The sequence below is a fragment of the Acinetobacter sp. C13 genome (assembly GCF_016809775.1).
Taxonomy (GTDB): Bacteria; Pseudomonadota; Gammaproteobacteria; order Pseudomonadales; family Moraxellaceae; genus Acinetobacter; species Acinetobacter pittii.
Genome location: NZ_JAFBJL010000001.1, coordinates 421,571 through 438,053 on the forward strand (window position 1 = coordinate 421,571; position 16,483 = coordinate 438,053).

The window sequence follows — 16,483 nt, forward strand, 5'->3', positions numbered from 1 at the left end:
GATGTTCGATGTATTTAATAAAGATAACATTTTAAAAGCACAAAAATAGCTTGGGAAATAGCTCATATGTATACCATTACTGAATTAAGGTAATTAATAAGATGTCTTTAAAAGAAAAATTAGGTGAATTAGAGGATGCCCTCCTGACACTAGTGCATTGTGCTCCAGATGATTATGATGAGTGGCGACTTGAGTACTTTCCTACTCAAGAAGCCATTCATGAAGAAGAAATAAAGGACCTAAGAGCATTGTGGTCTGAAATTAGACCAAAAATTAAAAAAGATCTGGTGAAAGCCGATTATGTTGAAATTAAAATTCAAGAAATGATTGATGCTTTTGATAACGGGGAGAAGATTGAAGGGCGAAAAATTGCTAGAGAGCTTGGTGATTTGTACGATATTACCAAGCTAAAATAATTTTTTAGATATTTGATGTATTCCATCGGGATGACATTTTAAAAAAGAAAAAACTCATATGTATACCATTACTGAATTAAGGTAATTAATAAGATGTCTTTAAGAGAAAAATTAGGTGAATTAGAAGATTCATTAGTCACAGTAGAGTACTGTGCCCCAGATGACTATGACGAATGGCTTCTTAAGTACTTTCCAACCCAAGAAGCTATTCACGAAGAACGAATTAAAGATTTAAAAGAATTGTGGTCTGAAATTAGAGCACAAATTAAAAAAGACCTAGTGAAAGCCGATTATGTTGGGGTTAAACTTCAAGAAATGATGGATGCTTTTAATAGAGGAGATAAGGATGAAGGAAAAAAAATTGCTGGAGAGCTTGCCGATTTATACGATATTACTAAATTGAAATAAGTTTTAGAATTACTAAGTAAATTCACTTAATGAGAGATATATGTAAATGTTATTAAAAGATAAATTAAATTGGATAGAAAATAAATTATCCTTAATCTCAAACAATACTCAAGATAATCAGTTATCTGAAAGTGAAAAGAATGAGTGGGAAGGTATTCTTGTTGAAATAAAAAGATTGTGGGAAGAAATAGTTTTTGAAGTTCAAAAAGACACTGTAAAGGCGTTACAAATTGAAAGAAAAACTATTGAAATGATTGATGCATTTCATCAAGATGATATTTTAAAAGCAAAAAAAATAGCTTGGGAAATAGCTCATATGTATACAATTACTGAATTGAAATAATTAATTCTTATAAGAGGGTATTTAATATTCATGGTTGTACAGAAAATTTATATTTTGGGATAAGATTTCATTATGGAAAAATATGATTATTATGGCGTGAGTTATGATAACGAAGAAAATATGATTTTAAAGTTGAGTGAAATTTTAGGAGTTGTATTTATACCTCATGATAGTTCTTTCTGGGGGGATTATTTTTTAGCAAAAATTGATGGTAAGGCAGAATGTAGGCTTTTTCAAAATTTTAATCCGTGTGAAGATGAGTGGAACTATCCAGATCATAAGCATGTTGAATGGATTTTGGAGGTAGATGGAATATGTGAAATAGATAATATATTTAATAAATTGTTAAATGAAGCTAATTCTAATGTTTTTTTATTATATCGATCAGAGGTTGAAGCTTTAAATTATTCAAGAAGGTATAAATTTAAAGATGGTAATTTTAAGTTGATTAGAGAATTCTTTTTTAAGAAAAATTAATTTTTGTCTAATTGATTTTAAGTTATATATTTATTTAAGTAATAATTTTTATATTAAATTTAATGAGGATGTGATTGAAATGTATATTGAAGGAGATATATTGGTAAATCACCAAATTTTAGATGAAATTAATATATAGCTTTGATGGTAAGTTGGTAGTTTTTCTGAAGTTGAATACCAAAAAGATGGCCATTGGTTAATAACTTCATATGAAAATAAAGCCAAGGGGGTAGAATGAATTTTATTGAAAAGTCTCAACTTATTAATGTAATAGTTCAAGAAATAGTTGAGGCTATAATTCCTGTTAATTGGAATTATATTTATTTTTATACTGAAAGTTTAAGAGATAAAGAAATTGGTTTAAGAAAAAAAACAACTGTTGAATGTTGGATCGGAGAAAAACCAGTTTTATATACTAAAGATTATGCATTAGATACAAGTGGAGAGTTATTAATGGCAATTAATAAACTTTATTTGGCGTGCGAAAAAGATAATGATATTTGGACTGGATTTTTACTAAAAATAAATAATACAGGGAAATATTCCTCTAAGTTTTATTATGAAGGTACACCTCTTCTTGATGGTAATGAAGAGGAATTAGATAAAAGAATAAATGATTTAAGATCTTAATTAATTAAATTTAGCCTAAATATCTTTTTAAAATTTTGGCTACTTTATATTCCACAATTTAATTATTTTATGAAAATAAATAATATTTTGCTGCTCAAACCTACAGGAAGTCATATTCTGTATAGGTTTGGTTCAGGAATTGCCAAATAAATATGGCTTTTCTTATTTTGGGTGAGTAATGAAAGTAAAACAGGAAATATTCGATTTACTTAGTGTGCTTAAAGTGTTTGATGTCAACTATGTAAGCCATGAGGATTGTTTGAAACTGCATGGTTTGAATGTGAATCAGCCTGAAGATGTAGTTAAAGCTGTCAGAACTTTGCTTTTGCCAGAGTTTAATACATATCCTCAGGGCTCACGACAACGACTAATAGCTTTACTCAGCGCGACAATTTTGGATTCCAGTGAGGATTTTAGTATGCTTTTTGATCGAATAGAGCTGGCATTTGACAATGAGATTATTGATAAGCGTGTTTTTATGTCTGCTTTGTTGGTTGGGATTGAATCAGCCTCTTAACCTGCCATTTGGAATATCATGTCTACCGAGGTAGTGGACTTGATCTCAAAAATATCAAAATATTGAGATTAATCGAGTGGTCGATGTAATTCTAAATTCAAGAAAGAAGTAAAATGACTTCTTTCTTGAATTATTCGTCATAATTAATGAAGTTCATTATCTTCATCAATAGTATCTAAGTAAGCGCCCAAAAATCCTGTTAAGATTGAAGTAATTTATGATAATAATCCAATTCGTCCAGAAGGTTTTGTAACTAAATATCAGAAAGCAGATGGTACGTGGCTTAGAGTTCAATTTGAAAATAGAGCAGGGGGATAAAATGGATTTTTTTAAAAAAGGTGAGTTGGTTAATATCATTGTGAATGAAGTTATTTATGTAGCTCCAGCCAATTGGTCAAAGATTGTATATTATACAGAGCGATTACGTGATATAGAAATTGGCTTGCGTGATGCTTCAATTAGTAAATGTTGGGTAGGACAGGATGAAAAACTTTATGATGCTTCTAATGGTCCAGCTTTAAGTATATCTGTTGAGTTAGATGATGCGATAGATGAATTATTTATTGACTCCGAAAAAAATAAAGAAATATGGAGTGGTTTTGGCGTAGTTATTAATCAAAATGGTAAATATATAACTCATTTTTATTATGAAGATACACCACTTTTAGATAATAAAGATGAGGAATATAGAGCAAGATTGGATACTTTAGCTGAAATGATTTAATTTTCTATTTTACTGTAAAAGTATACCTCTTTTTATTAATGATTGTGCAGAGGTGCTAGATAAAAGAAAGAGCGATTTAAATCTTAGTTAATTAAATTTAGTTTAAATATCTTTTTTAAAGATTTTAGGCTTTTTTATATGCAAAAAATAAGTATTTTTAAATAAATAATATTTTAATGTTCTATAAAATTTTACTTCTCATTAACTCAATTCATTAACTATTTCTATTTAAAAAAAACATGGCACTAAGTCATTAAAACTTAATGCCATATTTTTAAATAAAAACAATAAAAGTTTTACTTAATCTTTTTAAAGATAAAGTCATTAATCTTATGACCTGACTCAATACCACGGCGTTCAAACTTAGTCACTGGGCGCCATTCTGGACGAGGGTAGCTGTTGCCTTTACCCGCCAAGTTTTCAAGGTCTGGACGGTTGTCTAAAATATCAAGCATCCATTCAGCATACGGTTCCCAGTCTGTTGCTGCGTGGAATGTACCACCAAGCTCAAGTTTTTGTTCAACCAATTGCATACGCTCATGAATAACAAAACGACGTTTGAAATGACGTTTCTTTTGCCAAGGGTCTGGGAAGTAAAGTTGTACGCAGTTAATGCTGTTGTCTGGCATTTCACGTAAAACCTGAATCGCGTCTGCATCAAGTACACGTAAGTTTTTAACTTCTGCTATACCTGCTTCATATAGGCATTGAGCAATGCCAGGTACGTGGACTTCAATACCCACATAGTTACGGTCAGGGTTTGCTTTTGCCATAAGCACTAACGAACGACCCATACCAAAACCGATTTCAACAGTTAAAGGACGTTCTGGATGTTCGAAGTGTTGGCGTAAGTCGCCAACAGGATATTCCAAAATTAAATCGCGATGTTGTTCTAATGCCGTGCGTTGAGACGTATTAAGTGGTGCTGAACGACGCATAAACGTCACAATTTCACGGTGTTCAGGCAAATTGTCTAAGTCTGCAATTTGCGTTTCTAACTGATCGATCGACATAACCTTGGCAATATTGAAATTCAAATGCGGTATTTTAAGTCTTCATGTGGTCAAGTCAAATGTTTCGGTGTTTTTCTTCATGTAGATGTCATGTTCAATATTTAATCTAAGAATCTATATAAATTTCAAATGAACATATTTACTCATGAAAACTTTTCAATTACGCACACTTTCTGTGCTATTAGGGGCACTTGGTGCTTTTACATATAGTCCTTGGGCACAAGCACAGCTCATGTTTAGTCAATATGTTGACGGCAGTAGTAACCGCAAAGGTTTGGAAATTTATAATCCAGATGGGACTACAGTTAATTTAGCCGACTATGAAATTCAACAATTTAATAATGGCGGTACAGCAAAAACAGCGACTTTCCGTTTACAAGGATCGTTAACCAGTAAGCAGAAGTTTTTAGTAGGTCGTTCTGAGTTGCAGGCTGAACTTGGCAGTAAAGTAAATCAGATCGCTGCATTATCTTTTAATGGAGATGATGCGGTTGTACTTGTTTATAAAGGTACGCCTGTAGACCGTTTTGGGCGTATTGGTGAGCGACCAGAAACAGGATGGGGAACAGCCGTTTCGAGCTTAGGAAATAGTTTTAAGCGTATTGAAACTGAGAACCCAGCTTTAAGTATTGATGCAACTGCAGCATTTGATTTGGACCGTTCATGGTCAGCTTGGACAAACCGAAATGACTTTTCAAATTTATCTGGCTCAATAACACAGCCACCTGTTGAAACGGTGAGTTGTTCAAGCTCCGATACACCAATTGCTGATTTATCAACCGCAGCACAAAACCAGAGCTATACTGTACGTGGGGTAATTACTGCCGACTATCGCTATGCCAATGGTTTCTCTGGTTTTTATGTTCAGACACCAGATACGAAAGCACGTGCGAATGTTAGCAATGCTATTTTTGTTTATATTCCAAATAGCAGCGTTGTAAAAGGTGGACAAGTTGGCGATGAAGTTATTTTGCGTGGTCGTTTAACAACTTATCAAAACCAATTGCAATTAGATCAATTACAACAAGATATTCAAACTTGTAATAGCAATATGGCAAATCAGGTGCAGCCAATTAGCCTTGAACTTCCATTTGCTAGCTTAGCGGTTGGTTCAACCCATTCTCCACAGCGTTATCAAGGTATGTTGGTCAAATTACCTCAGACTTTAACCGTGAGCGAGAACTACAATTATGGCCGCTATGGTGAACTATCTCTAAGCCTAGGTCGTTTATATATTCCGACTAATTTATATCCTGCACTATCTCCAGAAGCCAAAGCTCTTGCTCAGAAAAATTTATTGTCGAAAATTATTTTTGATGATGGCTATAACAATCAAAACCGTACTCCATGGTTACCGACAAATTTTAGCGCTGCCAATACGCTACGTTCGGGTTATCAACTTAAGAATGCTGAAGGTATTTTGGAATACCGTTTTAATGGTTGGCGTGTGCAACCAGTGCTTGGACGTAATCAACCTGAAGTAATTACTCAAACAAACCCGCGTCAAAGTGTCATTACCAAAAATGCTAATCACATTCGCGTAGCTTCATTTAACGTTTTGAACTATGACAATGGCGCAACGGGTTTCCCAACGGAGCGCGGTGCAACGACACAAGCTGAGTTTGATAAACAGCATCGTAAAATTGTGAGTGCATTAAAAGCAATTGATGCTGATGTGTATGGTTTAATGGAAATTGCGAACAATGGTTATGGTCCGAACAGTGCAATTGCTCATTTAACCAGTGCTTTAGGTAGTGATTGGAAATACGTTGTTCCTGAAAACTTAGACCGTTTAGGTGGTGATGCGATTGCGGTTGCTATTATTTATAACAGCAAGCGTGTTAGACCTTTGAATAAACCTGTTGTGCTTGATTTGGGCGACAAGAACCGAACAACATTGGCGCAAAGTTTCCAAGCAGTTCGTGGTAATAAAACGTTTACCGTTATTCCAAATCACTTGAAATCGAAAAGCTGTAGCGGGGTGGATGCTAGCTCTATTGATGCAGACCAAAAAGATGGTCAAGGCTGCTGGAACCCGACTCGTGTGAAAGCAGTTGATCAAATTGTGCAGTGGTTAGCGAAAAATCCAACTCAAGTGCCTAAGCAAAATGCTTTACTTGTAGGAGACATGAATAGCTATGCAAAAGAAGAACCTATTTTGTCATTTGAAAAAGCGAACTACAAAGTTTTACTCAATGACGCTAAGGTAGGACAAGGTACTCAGGCATATAGCTATGTGTTTGGTGTTGCGAGTGATGCCAACGGTAATGGTGGAGCAGGTAATTTAGACCATGCAATTGCTGACGCAGCTCTATATCCAAAAGTAGTGAGAACCTTTGCATGGCATATCAATGCAGATGAGCCAACCGTTTTAGACTACAACGAAGAATATAAAACGGATGAGCAAAAGGCATTGTTCTATGGTGAAGATGCTTATCGTTCTTCGGATCATGATCCAGTAATTGTTGATCTAGATTTAAATGGTAAAGATTCAAGCCAGCCTGATGATGATAAGAAAAATGGTGTTTTTGATTTCTTAACTGAATTAATGAATTGGATTAGCCAGCTTTTTAAACGTAATTAATGGAAAAATTGCGTGACGTAAATGTGTTTTATCATATTTTAAACAATCGTCACGCAAGACAACTTGCAAGGAATAAATTTTTCAAGAATATTAGATGGTGTAAGTATTTTATAAGTTTACGCTTTTTTACAATTAAAGAATTGTGCAAACCTTGCAGGTTTTCTAGAAGCAATTTAAAACGTTAATATGAGATAACAAGGATCAGATATGAAATTATATTATTCGCCAGGCGCATGTTCTTTAGCTGCACATATTATTTTAAATGAAATTAATGTTGATTTTGACTTAGAACGAGTAAATTTAAAAACACATAAAACAGAAAAAGGTGCAGATTATTACGAGATTAATCCAAAAGGATATGTACCAGCTTTAGAAATTAACCCTGGTTTAATGTTAACTGAGAACGTTGCGATTTTACCTTTCCTTGCTCAGCACGATCCTAAGCAGGATTTAATTCCGCCATCGGGTATGGGCCGTGCGAAAGTATTGGAATGGTTGGGTTATTTGAACTCTGAATTGCATGATGCTTATGCAGTTTTCTTTGGGGCACCTCTAACAAATGATGAAAAAACCAAAGCTTATGCTGAAATCGACCGTCTTTTAAAATATATCGATAACTATTTGTCTGAATCTGATTACGATTATTTGGTAAATGATAATTTTGGTCCAGCAGATGCTTATCTATTTGTTTTAACAAATTGGTCAAACTCAATTGAGCACGACTTAACACCGTATAAGCACATTATTGCATTACGTAATAAAGTTGCAGAGCGTCAATCTGTACAAATTGCGATGCGTGACGAAGGCTTAATTTCATAAAAGATTTTAAGAGCCAAAAAAAGCCCCTAATCAATAGGGGCTTTTTTATACTAAAGACGATTAGTGTTGAGCGTCTTTTTTCACTTCAGCAGCGGTGTTTTCAACAGCTTGAGCTGTATCAGCAGTCGCTTTACGTGCAGTAGCTTCTGTTTCAGCTGCAGCTTTAGCAGTCGCATCAGCAGCGTGATCGGTTGCAGCATCGATCTTCTCAGCAGCATTATCAGTTGCAGTTGCAATATCATCAGCAGCTTTATCACCAGCAGATTTGATATCAGCACTTGCTTGTTGAGCAGCATTTTCTAAGTGTTCACCTGTAGTCGCGCCAGTTTCTGGAGCTTTATCTTTATTACAACCAACAAGGGCAACAGTCGCAGCAAGACCTAAAGCAACAAGTAATTTATTCATTGTGTTTTTCCTTCTAATTCATGGCATCCAAATATGGATGTCTAAAATATAAACATAAAGTAAATGATTAATAAAGATCGAAAATTGTTAAAAAGTTGTAACTCTAGTATTAAAAAAGCCTAGCATTTTGTAATGCTAGGCTTGAAATAAGTAATAATGATTTTGACCGATTTTACTGCCCAGAACGGATGATGTAATCAAACGCTGAGAGTGATGCTTTAGCGCCTTCACCTGTAGCAATAATGATTTGCTTGTAAGGTACAGTCGTACAGTCACCCGCAGCAAACACACCTTGCACATTGGTTTCGTTGCGATCATTCACAATGATCTCGCCACGATTGGTTAATTCAACTTCACTGTCTTTCAAGAAGTCAGTGTTTGGCAGTAAACCAATCTGTACAAAGATCCCTGCAAGCTCGACCACATGCTCTTCATCAGTCGCACGATCTTTATATTTAAGACCAGTCACTTGTGCACCATCACCTAACACTTCTGTACTTAAGGCATTCATAATCACCGTTGTGTTTGGCAAGCTATACAATTTGTTTTGCAACACTTGGTCAGCACGAAGTTTAGTATCAAACTCAACTAAAGTGACATGCTCAACAATCCCTGCAAGGTCAATCGCAGCTTCAACACCTGAGTTACCGCCACCAATCACAGCAACACGTTTGCCTTTGAATAATGGGCCATCACAGTGTGGGCAGTACGCGACACCACGGGTACGGTATTCTTGCTCACCCGGTACATTCATCTCTCTCCAACGTGCACCTGTAGAAAGGATCACAGTTTTCGATTCAAGTTTTGCACCGTTTTCAAGTTCAACTTCAACCAAGCCATTTGCAGTCTGGTTGGCACCCGTGATTTTGCTGACACTTTGCAAGTTCATGATATCGACATCATATTCACGAACATGGGCTTCCATCTCGGCAGCAAACTTAGGACCTTGAGTCTTTTGCACAGAAGTGAAGTTTTCAATGTCCATGGTGTCCATGACCTGACCACCGAAGCGTTCAGCCACGATACCCGTGTTAATACCTTTACGTGCCGCATAGATTGCAGCTGTTGCACCCGCAGGACCACCACCAATCACCAATACATCAAAAGCATCTTTGGCATTCAGTGCTGCCGCATCTTTTTCAGCAGAGTTGGTGTCGAGTTTTGCCACAATCTCTTCAAGGGTCATACGACCTTGACCAATGTGCTCGTTGTCTTGGAATACCATTGGTACAGCCATGATTTTGCGTTGTTCCACTTCGTCTTGGAAGAATGAACCATCAATCATGGTTGCTGTTGTATTCGGGTTGTAAATCGCAATCAGGTTCAGCGCCTGTACCACGTCCGGACAGTTATGACAGCTTAATGATACAAACACATCAAAGTTTGCTTTGAGGTTTAAGCCTTTAATCTGGTTAAGCACTTCATCTGACACTTTAGGTGCATAACCAGACACCTGCAACAGTGCCAAGATCAAAGACGTAAACTCATGACCCATTGGTAAGCCTGCGAAGAACACACGAGGCTGTTCACTTGCTTTAGCCACACCAAAGCTTGGACGACGTGTATTGTTACCGTCAAAACGGGCAGTCACTTGGTCAGAAAGCTCAGCGATTTCTGTCACTAACTCTTTAATTTGAGCTGCTTTATCTGATTCATCTAAAGCAGCAACTAATTCGATTGGACTTTCTAGACGTTCTAAGTAAGCTTTTAATTGAGTTTTAATGTTTTGATCTAACATCTGTTTTTACTCCAATGCATCCAAATTCTTTCAATAGATGCATAGTACGTGAAAACACAAAATAGGTGAAACAGTATGTTTTTATAGATTTAATCGGTTTTTTGAATTATCAAAAACATTCATAAATAAGATCAATAATCTATCTCTCAAATATGCTTTTTTATGTTTTGTAGTGTTTTAAAGTGAAAGTATTTAAAAATTTATATATGTTATATGGCTGTAAAGATTTTATGTCATAACATTAAAAGGTACTTTCATGTCATTGCAACGCGGCATTTATCAGCATTATAAAGGTAATCTCTATCAAGTTTTTTCTGTGGCAAAACACAGTGAGACTGAAGAAGAGTTAGTCGTTTATCAGTGTCTTTATGGTGACTATTCAACTTGGGTACGTCCGCTAGAGATGTTTACTGAAACGGTGCAAATGGCTGACGGAAGTATCGTGCCGCGCTTTAAGTTAATTCAAAGCACTTAACTCAAACGACTTTTATATAAAATAACGATTTTAAAGGGTGAATATATGCCAAATACTTTTTTCTTACAAAGAGTTGCCGATTTATATGACACCTTTAAACGACATGATGCACAGCAGACAGACCGTTTGCTGAGGTATCGCAATATTGAGGCGGAGTCTGCAAAATTACTATCGCAATTTATTCGGATGCAGCAAGCTAAATCAATTTTAGAAATTGGGACTTCAACAGGTTACTCTACTTTATGGCTTGCTGAGGCTGCTCAAGCTACTCATGGAAAAGTAACCACGCTTGAAATTGATGCCAATCGTAGTAATGAAGCTAAACGCCATGCGACTGAACTGGCATTAGAGGAATTGGTAGATTTTTGGGTGGGAGATGCAGCCGACTATTTAAAAGAAACTCAGGAAACTTTCGATTTTATTTTGTTAGATGCTGAGCGACCTGCTTACGAGAATTATTGGCCAGATTTAAAACGGCTGATGAAGCCAAAAGGTGGCGTACTCATTATTGATAATGTTATTTCACATGCGGCTGAAGTCAGCTCATTCTTAGCTTTAATTAAAAAAGATGAAAATTTTATGAGCAGTATTTTGCCTGTAGGCGCTGGTTTATGCATTGTAGTGGCAAGGTAAGCCATTTAAAAATCTGATTTATTCATTCATAAAGGCCTGTTCAAAGCAGGCCTTATTTCATTATGTTATGAAGCATTCACTAAAGATAGGCGAGTAAAGTGTAAGTCGAATTCTAAATATTTATGTACAAAAGCAGCTTTGTCTGTTGATCGTAATAAGTTGTCATAAATAAATTCTGGTACAGGATGATAAAGTTCGCCTGAACCATCGCTATAAAATATTTTTAGATGACGTGAAGTCGCATTGTATTTCCATGAAGTGACTGCCACAGTATTCGCCATAAATTTTTCCCCTTTTATTTCATATTACTTAAGCTCAAAAAACATCGGTTATTTATTCGACATTACTCAAACTTCATGTAATGGGGAAGGGCATAATTGTAAAAGTATCAGTAGAAAATGTGATGTGCTTATTCAAAACAAAAGAACCATCCGATGAGGGATGGTTCTTTGAGTTTTTAAAATCTAATAAGAGATTAGATTTTACCAACTAGGTCGATAGATGGAGCAAGAGTAGCTTCGCCTTCTTTCCATTTAGCTGGGCAAACTTCACCTGGGTGAGCGTGTACGTATTGAGCAGCTTTTACTTTACGAAGAAGTTCAGATGCGTCACGGCCGATACCACCAGCGTTGAGTTCAACGATTTGGATTTTACCTTCTGGATCGATAACGAAAGTACCACGGTCAGCTAAACCTTCAGATTCGATAAGAACGTCGAAGTTTTTAGAAAGAGTCCAAGTTGGGTCACCAACTAATGGATATTGGATTTTTTTGATTTCTTCAGAAGTGTCGTGCCAAGCTTTGTGAGTGAAGTGTGTATCAGTAGATACAGCATAAATTTCAACACCAAGTTTTTGGAATTCAGCGTAGTTGTCAGCTAAGTCACCAAGTTCAGTTGGGCAAACGAAAGTGAAGTCAGCTGGATAGAAGAATACAACAGACCATTTACCTTTAAGGTTAGTTTCGTTAACTTCAACAAATTGGCCGTTGTGGTAAGCAGTTGCTTGGAATGGTTTAACTTCAGTATTAATCAAGCTCATCATTGTCTCCATGATTGAGGTTTATATTTAAACTTGTTTACGAGATGTAGAATAAATAAAAATTCTTTATTGGGGAAATAGTATTTTTACATGACTAAAATCGGAAAATCGAATAAATGATAAATTTACGATTTTTAAGTCCCCAAACACTGTATTCGATTTGACTGCAAAAACATGTAAATCAAATGACAGTTATCGTAAAAGAAACTTGCCTAACAACATGAAGTCTAGTGAGACAAAATTCAAGGGTAAAATTTTAAAAAATTAAAAATATATAAAAACCCAATTGTTTTACCTTATGGTCATTAGAGCGTAAAATAGAGGATTGTTGTATTTTCAGGAAAATTTGTCTGTGCAGAATGATTTAAATATTGATCAGTGGGTGATGGCAAGAGATCGTTACCGTTTAAATCGTTTGCGTAAAGATAAAAAAGCCAATACAGCAGAGATTGAAAAATTATTTGAACAATCTAATGCCAAAGTAAGGCAGCGATTTGAACGTCTCCCTAAAATTAAACTGAATCAGGATTTACCTGTTTCTCAATATGCAGACCGATTAATTGATGCGATTCAAAAGCATCAGGTGATTATTGTGGCAGGTGAGACGGGTTCAGGTAAAACCACTCAGCTTCCTCAAATTGCAATGCTAGCGGGCCGTGGTTTAACGGGGATGATTGGTCATACCCAACCACGTCGTTTAGCTGCGCGTAGTGTTTCTCAGCGTATTGCAGAAGAAGTCGGCGAAAAGCTTGGCGAATCTATCAGTTTTAAAATCCGTTTTAATGAACAAGGTTCGCAGGACTCTATCGTACGGTTAATGACCGACGGTATTTTGCTTGCCGAGTTAGGCAATGACCGTTATTTGTCTAAATATGACACGATCATTATTGATGAAGCGCATGAACGCTCACTCAATATCGATTTTATTATGGGCTATTTAAAGCAGTTACTGCCAAAACGCCCAGATCTAAAAGTTATCGTGACTTCGGCAACTTTAGATGTAAATCGCTTTAGTAATTACTTTAATGACGCACCTATTTTTGAAGTAGAAGGGCGTAGTTATCCTGTCGAAGTACTTTATCGCCCAATTTCAGAAATGAATATTGGCGGCAGTGATGACGATGAGTTTGATGATTTCGAAGAAAACCTTCCTCGTGCAGTTGTACAAGCCGTAGAAGAATGTTTTGCTGATGCGGAAGCAAAAGGTCACCCAGAACATGCCGATATTCTAATTTTCTCAAGCACAGAGCAAGAAATTCGAGAATTGCAGGAAACCTTGCAAAAGTACGGACCAAGACACACCGAAATTTTACCTTTGTATGCGCGCTTAGCTGTTTCTGAACAACAAAAGATTTTTAGTCCGGCTGGAAAAGGCCGTCGTATTATTATTGCGACCAACGTAGCCGAAACTGCACTTACGGTTCCGAATATTCGCTATGTGATTGATAGCGGTTTTGCTCGTATATCGCGTTATAACTACCGTTCACGGGTACAACGCTTACCAATTGAAGCAATTTCTCAAGCCGCAGCCAATCAGCGTAAAGGGCGTTGTGGCCGTATTGCTCCGGGTGTGTGTATCCGTTTATATAGCGAAGAAGACTTTTTAAGTCGTCCTGAATTTACCGAACCTGAAATTAAAAGAACCAACTTAGCATCTGTTATTTTGCAAATGCAGAGTTTAGGGTTAGGTGAGTTAGAAAACTTCGATTTTATTGAGCCGCCAGATTTCCGCCTTGTAAATGATGGTCGTAAGTTGCTGATTGAGTTAGGCGCACTTAACGAGAAGAAAAATGAGCTGACTAAAGTCGGGCAAATGATGGCACGTATGCCAATTGACCCACGACTCGCTCGTATGATCGTGGGTGGTGCTCATTTTGGCGTACTCAAAGAAATCTTAATTGTGGTAAGTGCTTTAGCTGTTCAGGACCCGCGTGAGCGTCCGGCAGATAAACAAATGCAAGCTGACCAAAAGCATGCTTTGTTTAAAGAAGCAGATTCAGATTTTCTGTTTTATTTGAAGCTTTGGGAGACTTTAAATCCTAAAGGCGAAGCAGGAATGTCTGAAAATAAACGGCGTCAATTTGCCAAGCAGCATTTCTTAAGCTGGTTGCGTTTACGTGAATGGAAACAGACACACCAGCAATTGATTGAGTTAGCCGAAGGCTTAAAACTCAGTTTTAATGAAAAACCTGCGAATTATGAAAACTTGCATCGTGCATTGCTGACAGGTTTATTATCGTTCATTGCCAATAAAACTGATGAACGAAATACCTTTATGGCAGTGCGTCAGCAAAAGGCTAAAGTTTTCCCTGCGAGTACTTTGCATAAAACCAATACCTCTTGGGTGATGGCTTTTGAGATGGTCGAAACCTCTCAAGTGTACTTACGTACTTTAGCCAAAATTGATCCTGAATGGATTTTACTTGCTGCACGCGACTTGTTGAAATATCACTATTTCGAGCCGCATTGGTCTAAGAAAGCGGGAATCGTCAATGCGTATGCGCAAATTTCTTTATTTGGTTTAATTATTGAGCCAAAACGGTTAATTAATTTTGAAAAAGTTGATCAGCCTGCTGCTCATGAGATTTTCTTACGCGATGCATTAACTACTGGTAACTTGGGTACAGTTCCACCATTTTTAAAACACAACTTACTTAAGCTTGAAGAAGTAGAGCGAGTTGAAGATAAATTGCGTCGTCGTGATTTGGTGGTGGATGAAGAAACAATTTATCAGTTTTATGCGTCGAAAATTCCTGAGGAAATCGCGAGTCGCCGTAGTTTTGAAGACTGGCGTGCAACGGTAGAAGCAAGTAATCCTCGTTATTTATTTATTGACGATGCTGCGCTCTGGCTCAATGATCGGCCAACAACGCAGCAATTCCCAGATCATTTACATAATGGGCAGCTGCGTTTAGCAACCACATATCATTTTGACCCGAGCCATGACGAAGATGGTGCCACTGTTCAAATTCCTGTACAGGCGCTGCCTCAAGTCGATGAAAATATCTGGTCATGGGGAATTCCGGGTTGGCGTCAAGATTTAATTGAGGCTTTACTTAAAGCTTTACCAAAAGACAAACGTCGTAATGTAGTGCCAATTCCTGATACAGCTCGTAAGCTCATGCAAGGGGTTGATGCGGTACATTTACGTGAACATATTTTTAGTTATTTAGCTTTTGCCTTGCGTGGTGAGCAAATTACTGAAAAAGATTTCTCGTTTGAACGTATTGATCCATATTTGGTGCCTTTCATTAAGGTTATTGATGAAAAAGGTAAGCTGATTGCGAAAGGGCGTGATTTACCTGAGTTAAAAGCACGTTGCCGAGTGGAAACACATCGTCCAGTTAAACAGCAAAAAGGCGAGTTTAAAGACTTTCCTGAAAACTTTACTTTTGAGGCTTCTCATAAAGTCACGGGCGTTGTAGTTAAACAATATCAGGCTTTAGTTCCGACCAAGGCTTTTGCTGACCTCGAAGCTAAAGATGAGTCAGGCATTGTTATTCAAACGTTTAATGATCAAGCTGAGGCGATTAAACAGCATCGCGAAGGGATTATTCGTCTGGTTCATATGCAACTTGGTGATTTGGTTCGCCAGTTGAAAAAGCAGATTTCAAAACCGCTCGCGTTGGCTTATTCTCCTTTGGGCGATAAAGCTAAGCTTGAGCAGATGTTAGTCTATGCAACCTTGCAAATGGCAATCACGACTTTGCCAATTAACGCTGATGAATTTAATAAGCTGCTAGATCAGGTCAAAAAACAATTTTTGAGTTATGGTCAGCAAGCACTTGAGCAATTAAGTGATATTTATATTCAGTGGCAACAAATCCGTCGTCAGCTTTTAGTACTTGATCCAGACGTATTTGGACGCAGTATTGATGATATTGAAGATCAGTTAGATTTAATGTCACTTGGCAATTTTGTTTACCGCCAACCAGTCGATCTTTGGCAGGAATACCCGCGTTATTTAAAAGCACTGCTATTGCGTTTAGATCGATTGCCAAATAATCTACAGCGAGATCATGCTGCAATTGACGATGTCGATCCATGGATGGACAAGGTATTTAAATTCAAAAACGATCCAAAAATCAAAGAATTGTATTTGATGTTGGAAGAATTCCGCATTTCTTTATTTTCTCAACCGATGAAAACCAAGATGCCTATTTCGCCAACTCGACTGCAAAAGTTATGGGATCGTTTGGGAATCAGTTAAGATAGATCGGGGTCTGTTTATGTTGTTGTTTAGCCTACAACGCAATTTATAA

General features: G+C 36.9%; 17 protein-coding genes. 12 read left to right on the forward strand and 5 right to left on the reverse strand.

Features of this window, described 5'->3' with window-relative positions:
• Window positions 1-101: 101 nt before the first annotated feature.
• From JGE69_RS02060 to JGE69_RS02090, 7 genes are all read left to right on the forward strand, one after another.
• Complete coding sequence (locus JGE69_RS02060) at window positions 102-416, forward strand: hypothetical protein (protein ID WP_199112107.1); 315 nt, start codon at window positions 102-104, stop codon at window positions 414-416.
• Window positions 417-509: 93 nt separating this feature from the next.
• On the forward strand, window positions 510-824 hold the full coding sequence (locus JGE69_RS02065) for a hypothetical protein (RefSeq protein WP_068613190.1): 315 nt from the start codon (window positions 510-512) through the stop codon (window positions 822-824).
• Window positions 825-870: 46 nt separating this feature from the next.
• The gene (locus tag JGE69_RS02070) at window positions 871-1,167 is read left to right on the forward strand and encodes a hypothetical protein (RefSeq protein WP_199112108.1); all 297 of its coding nucleotides are present in this window, start codon (window positions 871-873) and stop codon (window positions 1,165-1,167) included.
• A 72-nt stretch (window positions 1,168-1,239) separates the two neighbouring features.
• Complete coding sequence (locus tag JGE69_RS02075; protein WP_199112110.1) at window positions 1,240-1,644, forward strand: hypothetical protein; 405 nt, start codon at window positions 1,240-1,242, stop codon at window positions 1,642-1,644.
• A 234-nt stretch (window positions 1,645-1,878) separates the two neighbouring features.
• Window positions 1,879-2,274 carry an immunity protein YezG family protein gene (locus JGE69_RS02080; protein ID WP_199112112.1) on the forward strand — a complete coding sequence of 132 codons (396 nt, stop codon included), beginning with the start codon at window positions 1,879-1,881 and terminating at the stop codon, window positions 2,272-2,274.
• A gap of 178 nt (window positions 2,275-2,452) precedes the next feature.
• The gene (locus JGE69_RS02085; protein ID WP_199112114.1) at window positions 2,453-2,791 is read left to right on the forward strand and encodes a hypothetical protein; all 339 of its coding nucleotides are present in this window, start codon (window positions 2,453-2,455) and stop codon (window positions 2,789-2,791) included.
• A gap of 271 nt (window positions 2,792-3,062) precedes the next feature.
• Entirely contained in the window at window positions 3,063-3,515 is a 453-nt protein-coding gene (locus JGE69_RS02090; RefSeq protein WP_203250349.1) for a hypothetical protein, read from the forward strand.
• Window positions 3,516-3,811: 296 nt separating this feature from the next.
• On the opposite strand, the gene trmB is transcribed toward JGE69_RS02090, so the two are convergent.
• Window positions 3,812-4,528 (reverse strand): tRNA (guanosine(46)-N7)-methyltransferase TrmB, encoded by a 717-nt coding sequence (gene trmB, locus JGE69_RS02095; RefSeq protein WP_199112119.1) that lies wholly within the window; start codon window positions 4,526-4,528, stop codon window positions 3,812-3,814.
• 145 nt (window positions 4,529-4,673) lie between these two features.
• Between trmB and JGE69_RS02100 the strand changes: the two genes are divergently transcribed.
• A complete protein-coding gene (locus tag JGE69_RS02100) occupies window positions 4,674-7,112 on the forward strand; it encodes an ExeM/NucH family extracellular endonuclease (protein ID WP_199112121.1) in 2,439 nt (812 codons plus the stop codon).
• A gap of 207 nt (window positions 7,113-7,319) precedes the next feature.
• Window positions 7,320-7,931, forward strand: coding sequence for a glutathione binding-like protein (locus JGE69_RS02105; RefSeq protein WP_039757466.1), 612 nt, complete (start codon window positions 7,320-7,322; stop codon window positions 7,929-7,931).
• Window positions 7,932-7,991: 60 nt separating this feature from the next.
• Here JGE69_RS02105 and JGE69_RS02110 read toward each other — a convergent pair whose 3' ends face one another.
• Together JGE69_RS02110 and ahpF are read right to left on the reverse strand one after the other, a co-directional pair.
• Window positions 7,992-8,336 (reverse strand): hypothetical protein, encoded by a 345-nt coding sequence (locus tag JGE69_RS02110; RefSeq protein WP_002121546.1) that lies wholly within the window; start codon window positions 8,334-8,336, stop codon window positions 7,992-7,994.
• 172 nt (window positions 8,337-8,508) lie between these two features.
• Entirely contained in the window at window positions 8,509-10,074 is a 1,566-nt protein-coding gene (gene ahpF, locus JGE69_RS02115; protein WP_199112123.1) for an alkyl hydroperoxide reductase subunit F, read from the reverse strand.
• A 256-nt stretch (window positions 10,075-10,330) separates the two neighbouring features.
• On the opposite strand from ahpF, the gene JGE69_RS02120 reads away from it, so the two are divergent.
• Both JGE69_RS02120 and JGE69_RS02125 read left to right on the forward strand, forming a co-directional pair.
• The gene (locus tag JGE69_RS02120) at window positions 10,331-10,549 is read left to right on the forward strand and encodes a DUF1653 domain-containing protein (RefSeq protein WP_002119929.1); all 219 of its coding nucleotides are present in this window, start codon (window positions 10,331-10,333) and stop codon (window positions 10,547-10,549) included.
• Between the two features lie 45 nt (window positions 10,550-10,594).
• Complete coding sequence (locus JGE69_RS02125; protein WP_014206205.1) at window positions 10,595-11,182, forward strand: O-methyltransferase; 588 nt, start codon at window positions 10,595-10,597, stop codon at window positions 11,180-11,182.
• 65 nt (window positions 11,183-11,247) lie between these two features.
• On the opposite strand, the gene JGE69_RS02130 is transcribed toward JGE69_RS02125, so the two are convergent.
• Both JGE69_RS02130 and ahpC read right to left on the reverse strand, forming a co-directional pair.
• Entirely contained in the window at window positions 11,248-11,463 is a 216-nt protein-coding gene (locus JGE69_RS02130; protein WP_005070287.1) for a KTSC domain-containing protein, read from the reverse strand.
• Window positions 11,464-11,657: 194 nt separating this feature from the next.
• Window positions 11,658-12,221, reverse strand: a complete 564-nt coding sequence (gene ahpC, locus JGE69_RS02135; RefSeq protein ID WP_003652649.1) for an alkyl hydroperoxide reductase subunit C — start codon at window positions 12,219-12,221, stop codon at window positions 11,658-11,660.
• 352 nt (window positions 12,222-12,573) lie between these two features.
• On the opposite strand from ahpC, the gene hrpA reads away from it, so the two are divergent.
• Entirely contained in the window at window positions 12,574-16,431 is a 3,858-nt protein-coding gene (gene hrpA / locus JGE69_RS02140) for an ATP-dependent RNA helicase HrpA (protein ID WP_199112124.1), read from the forward strand.
• Window positions 16,432-16,483 lie beyond the last annotated feature (52 nt).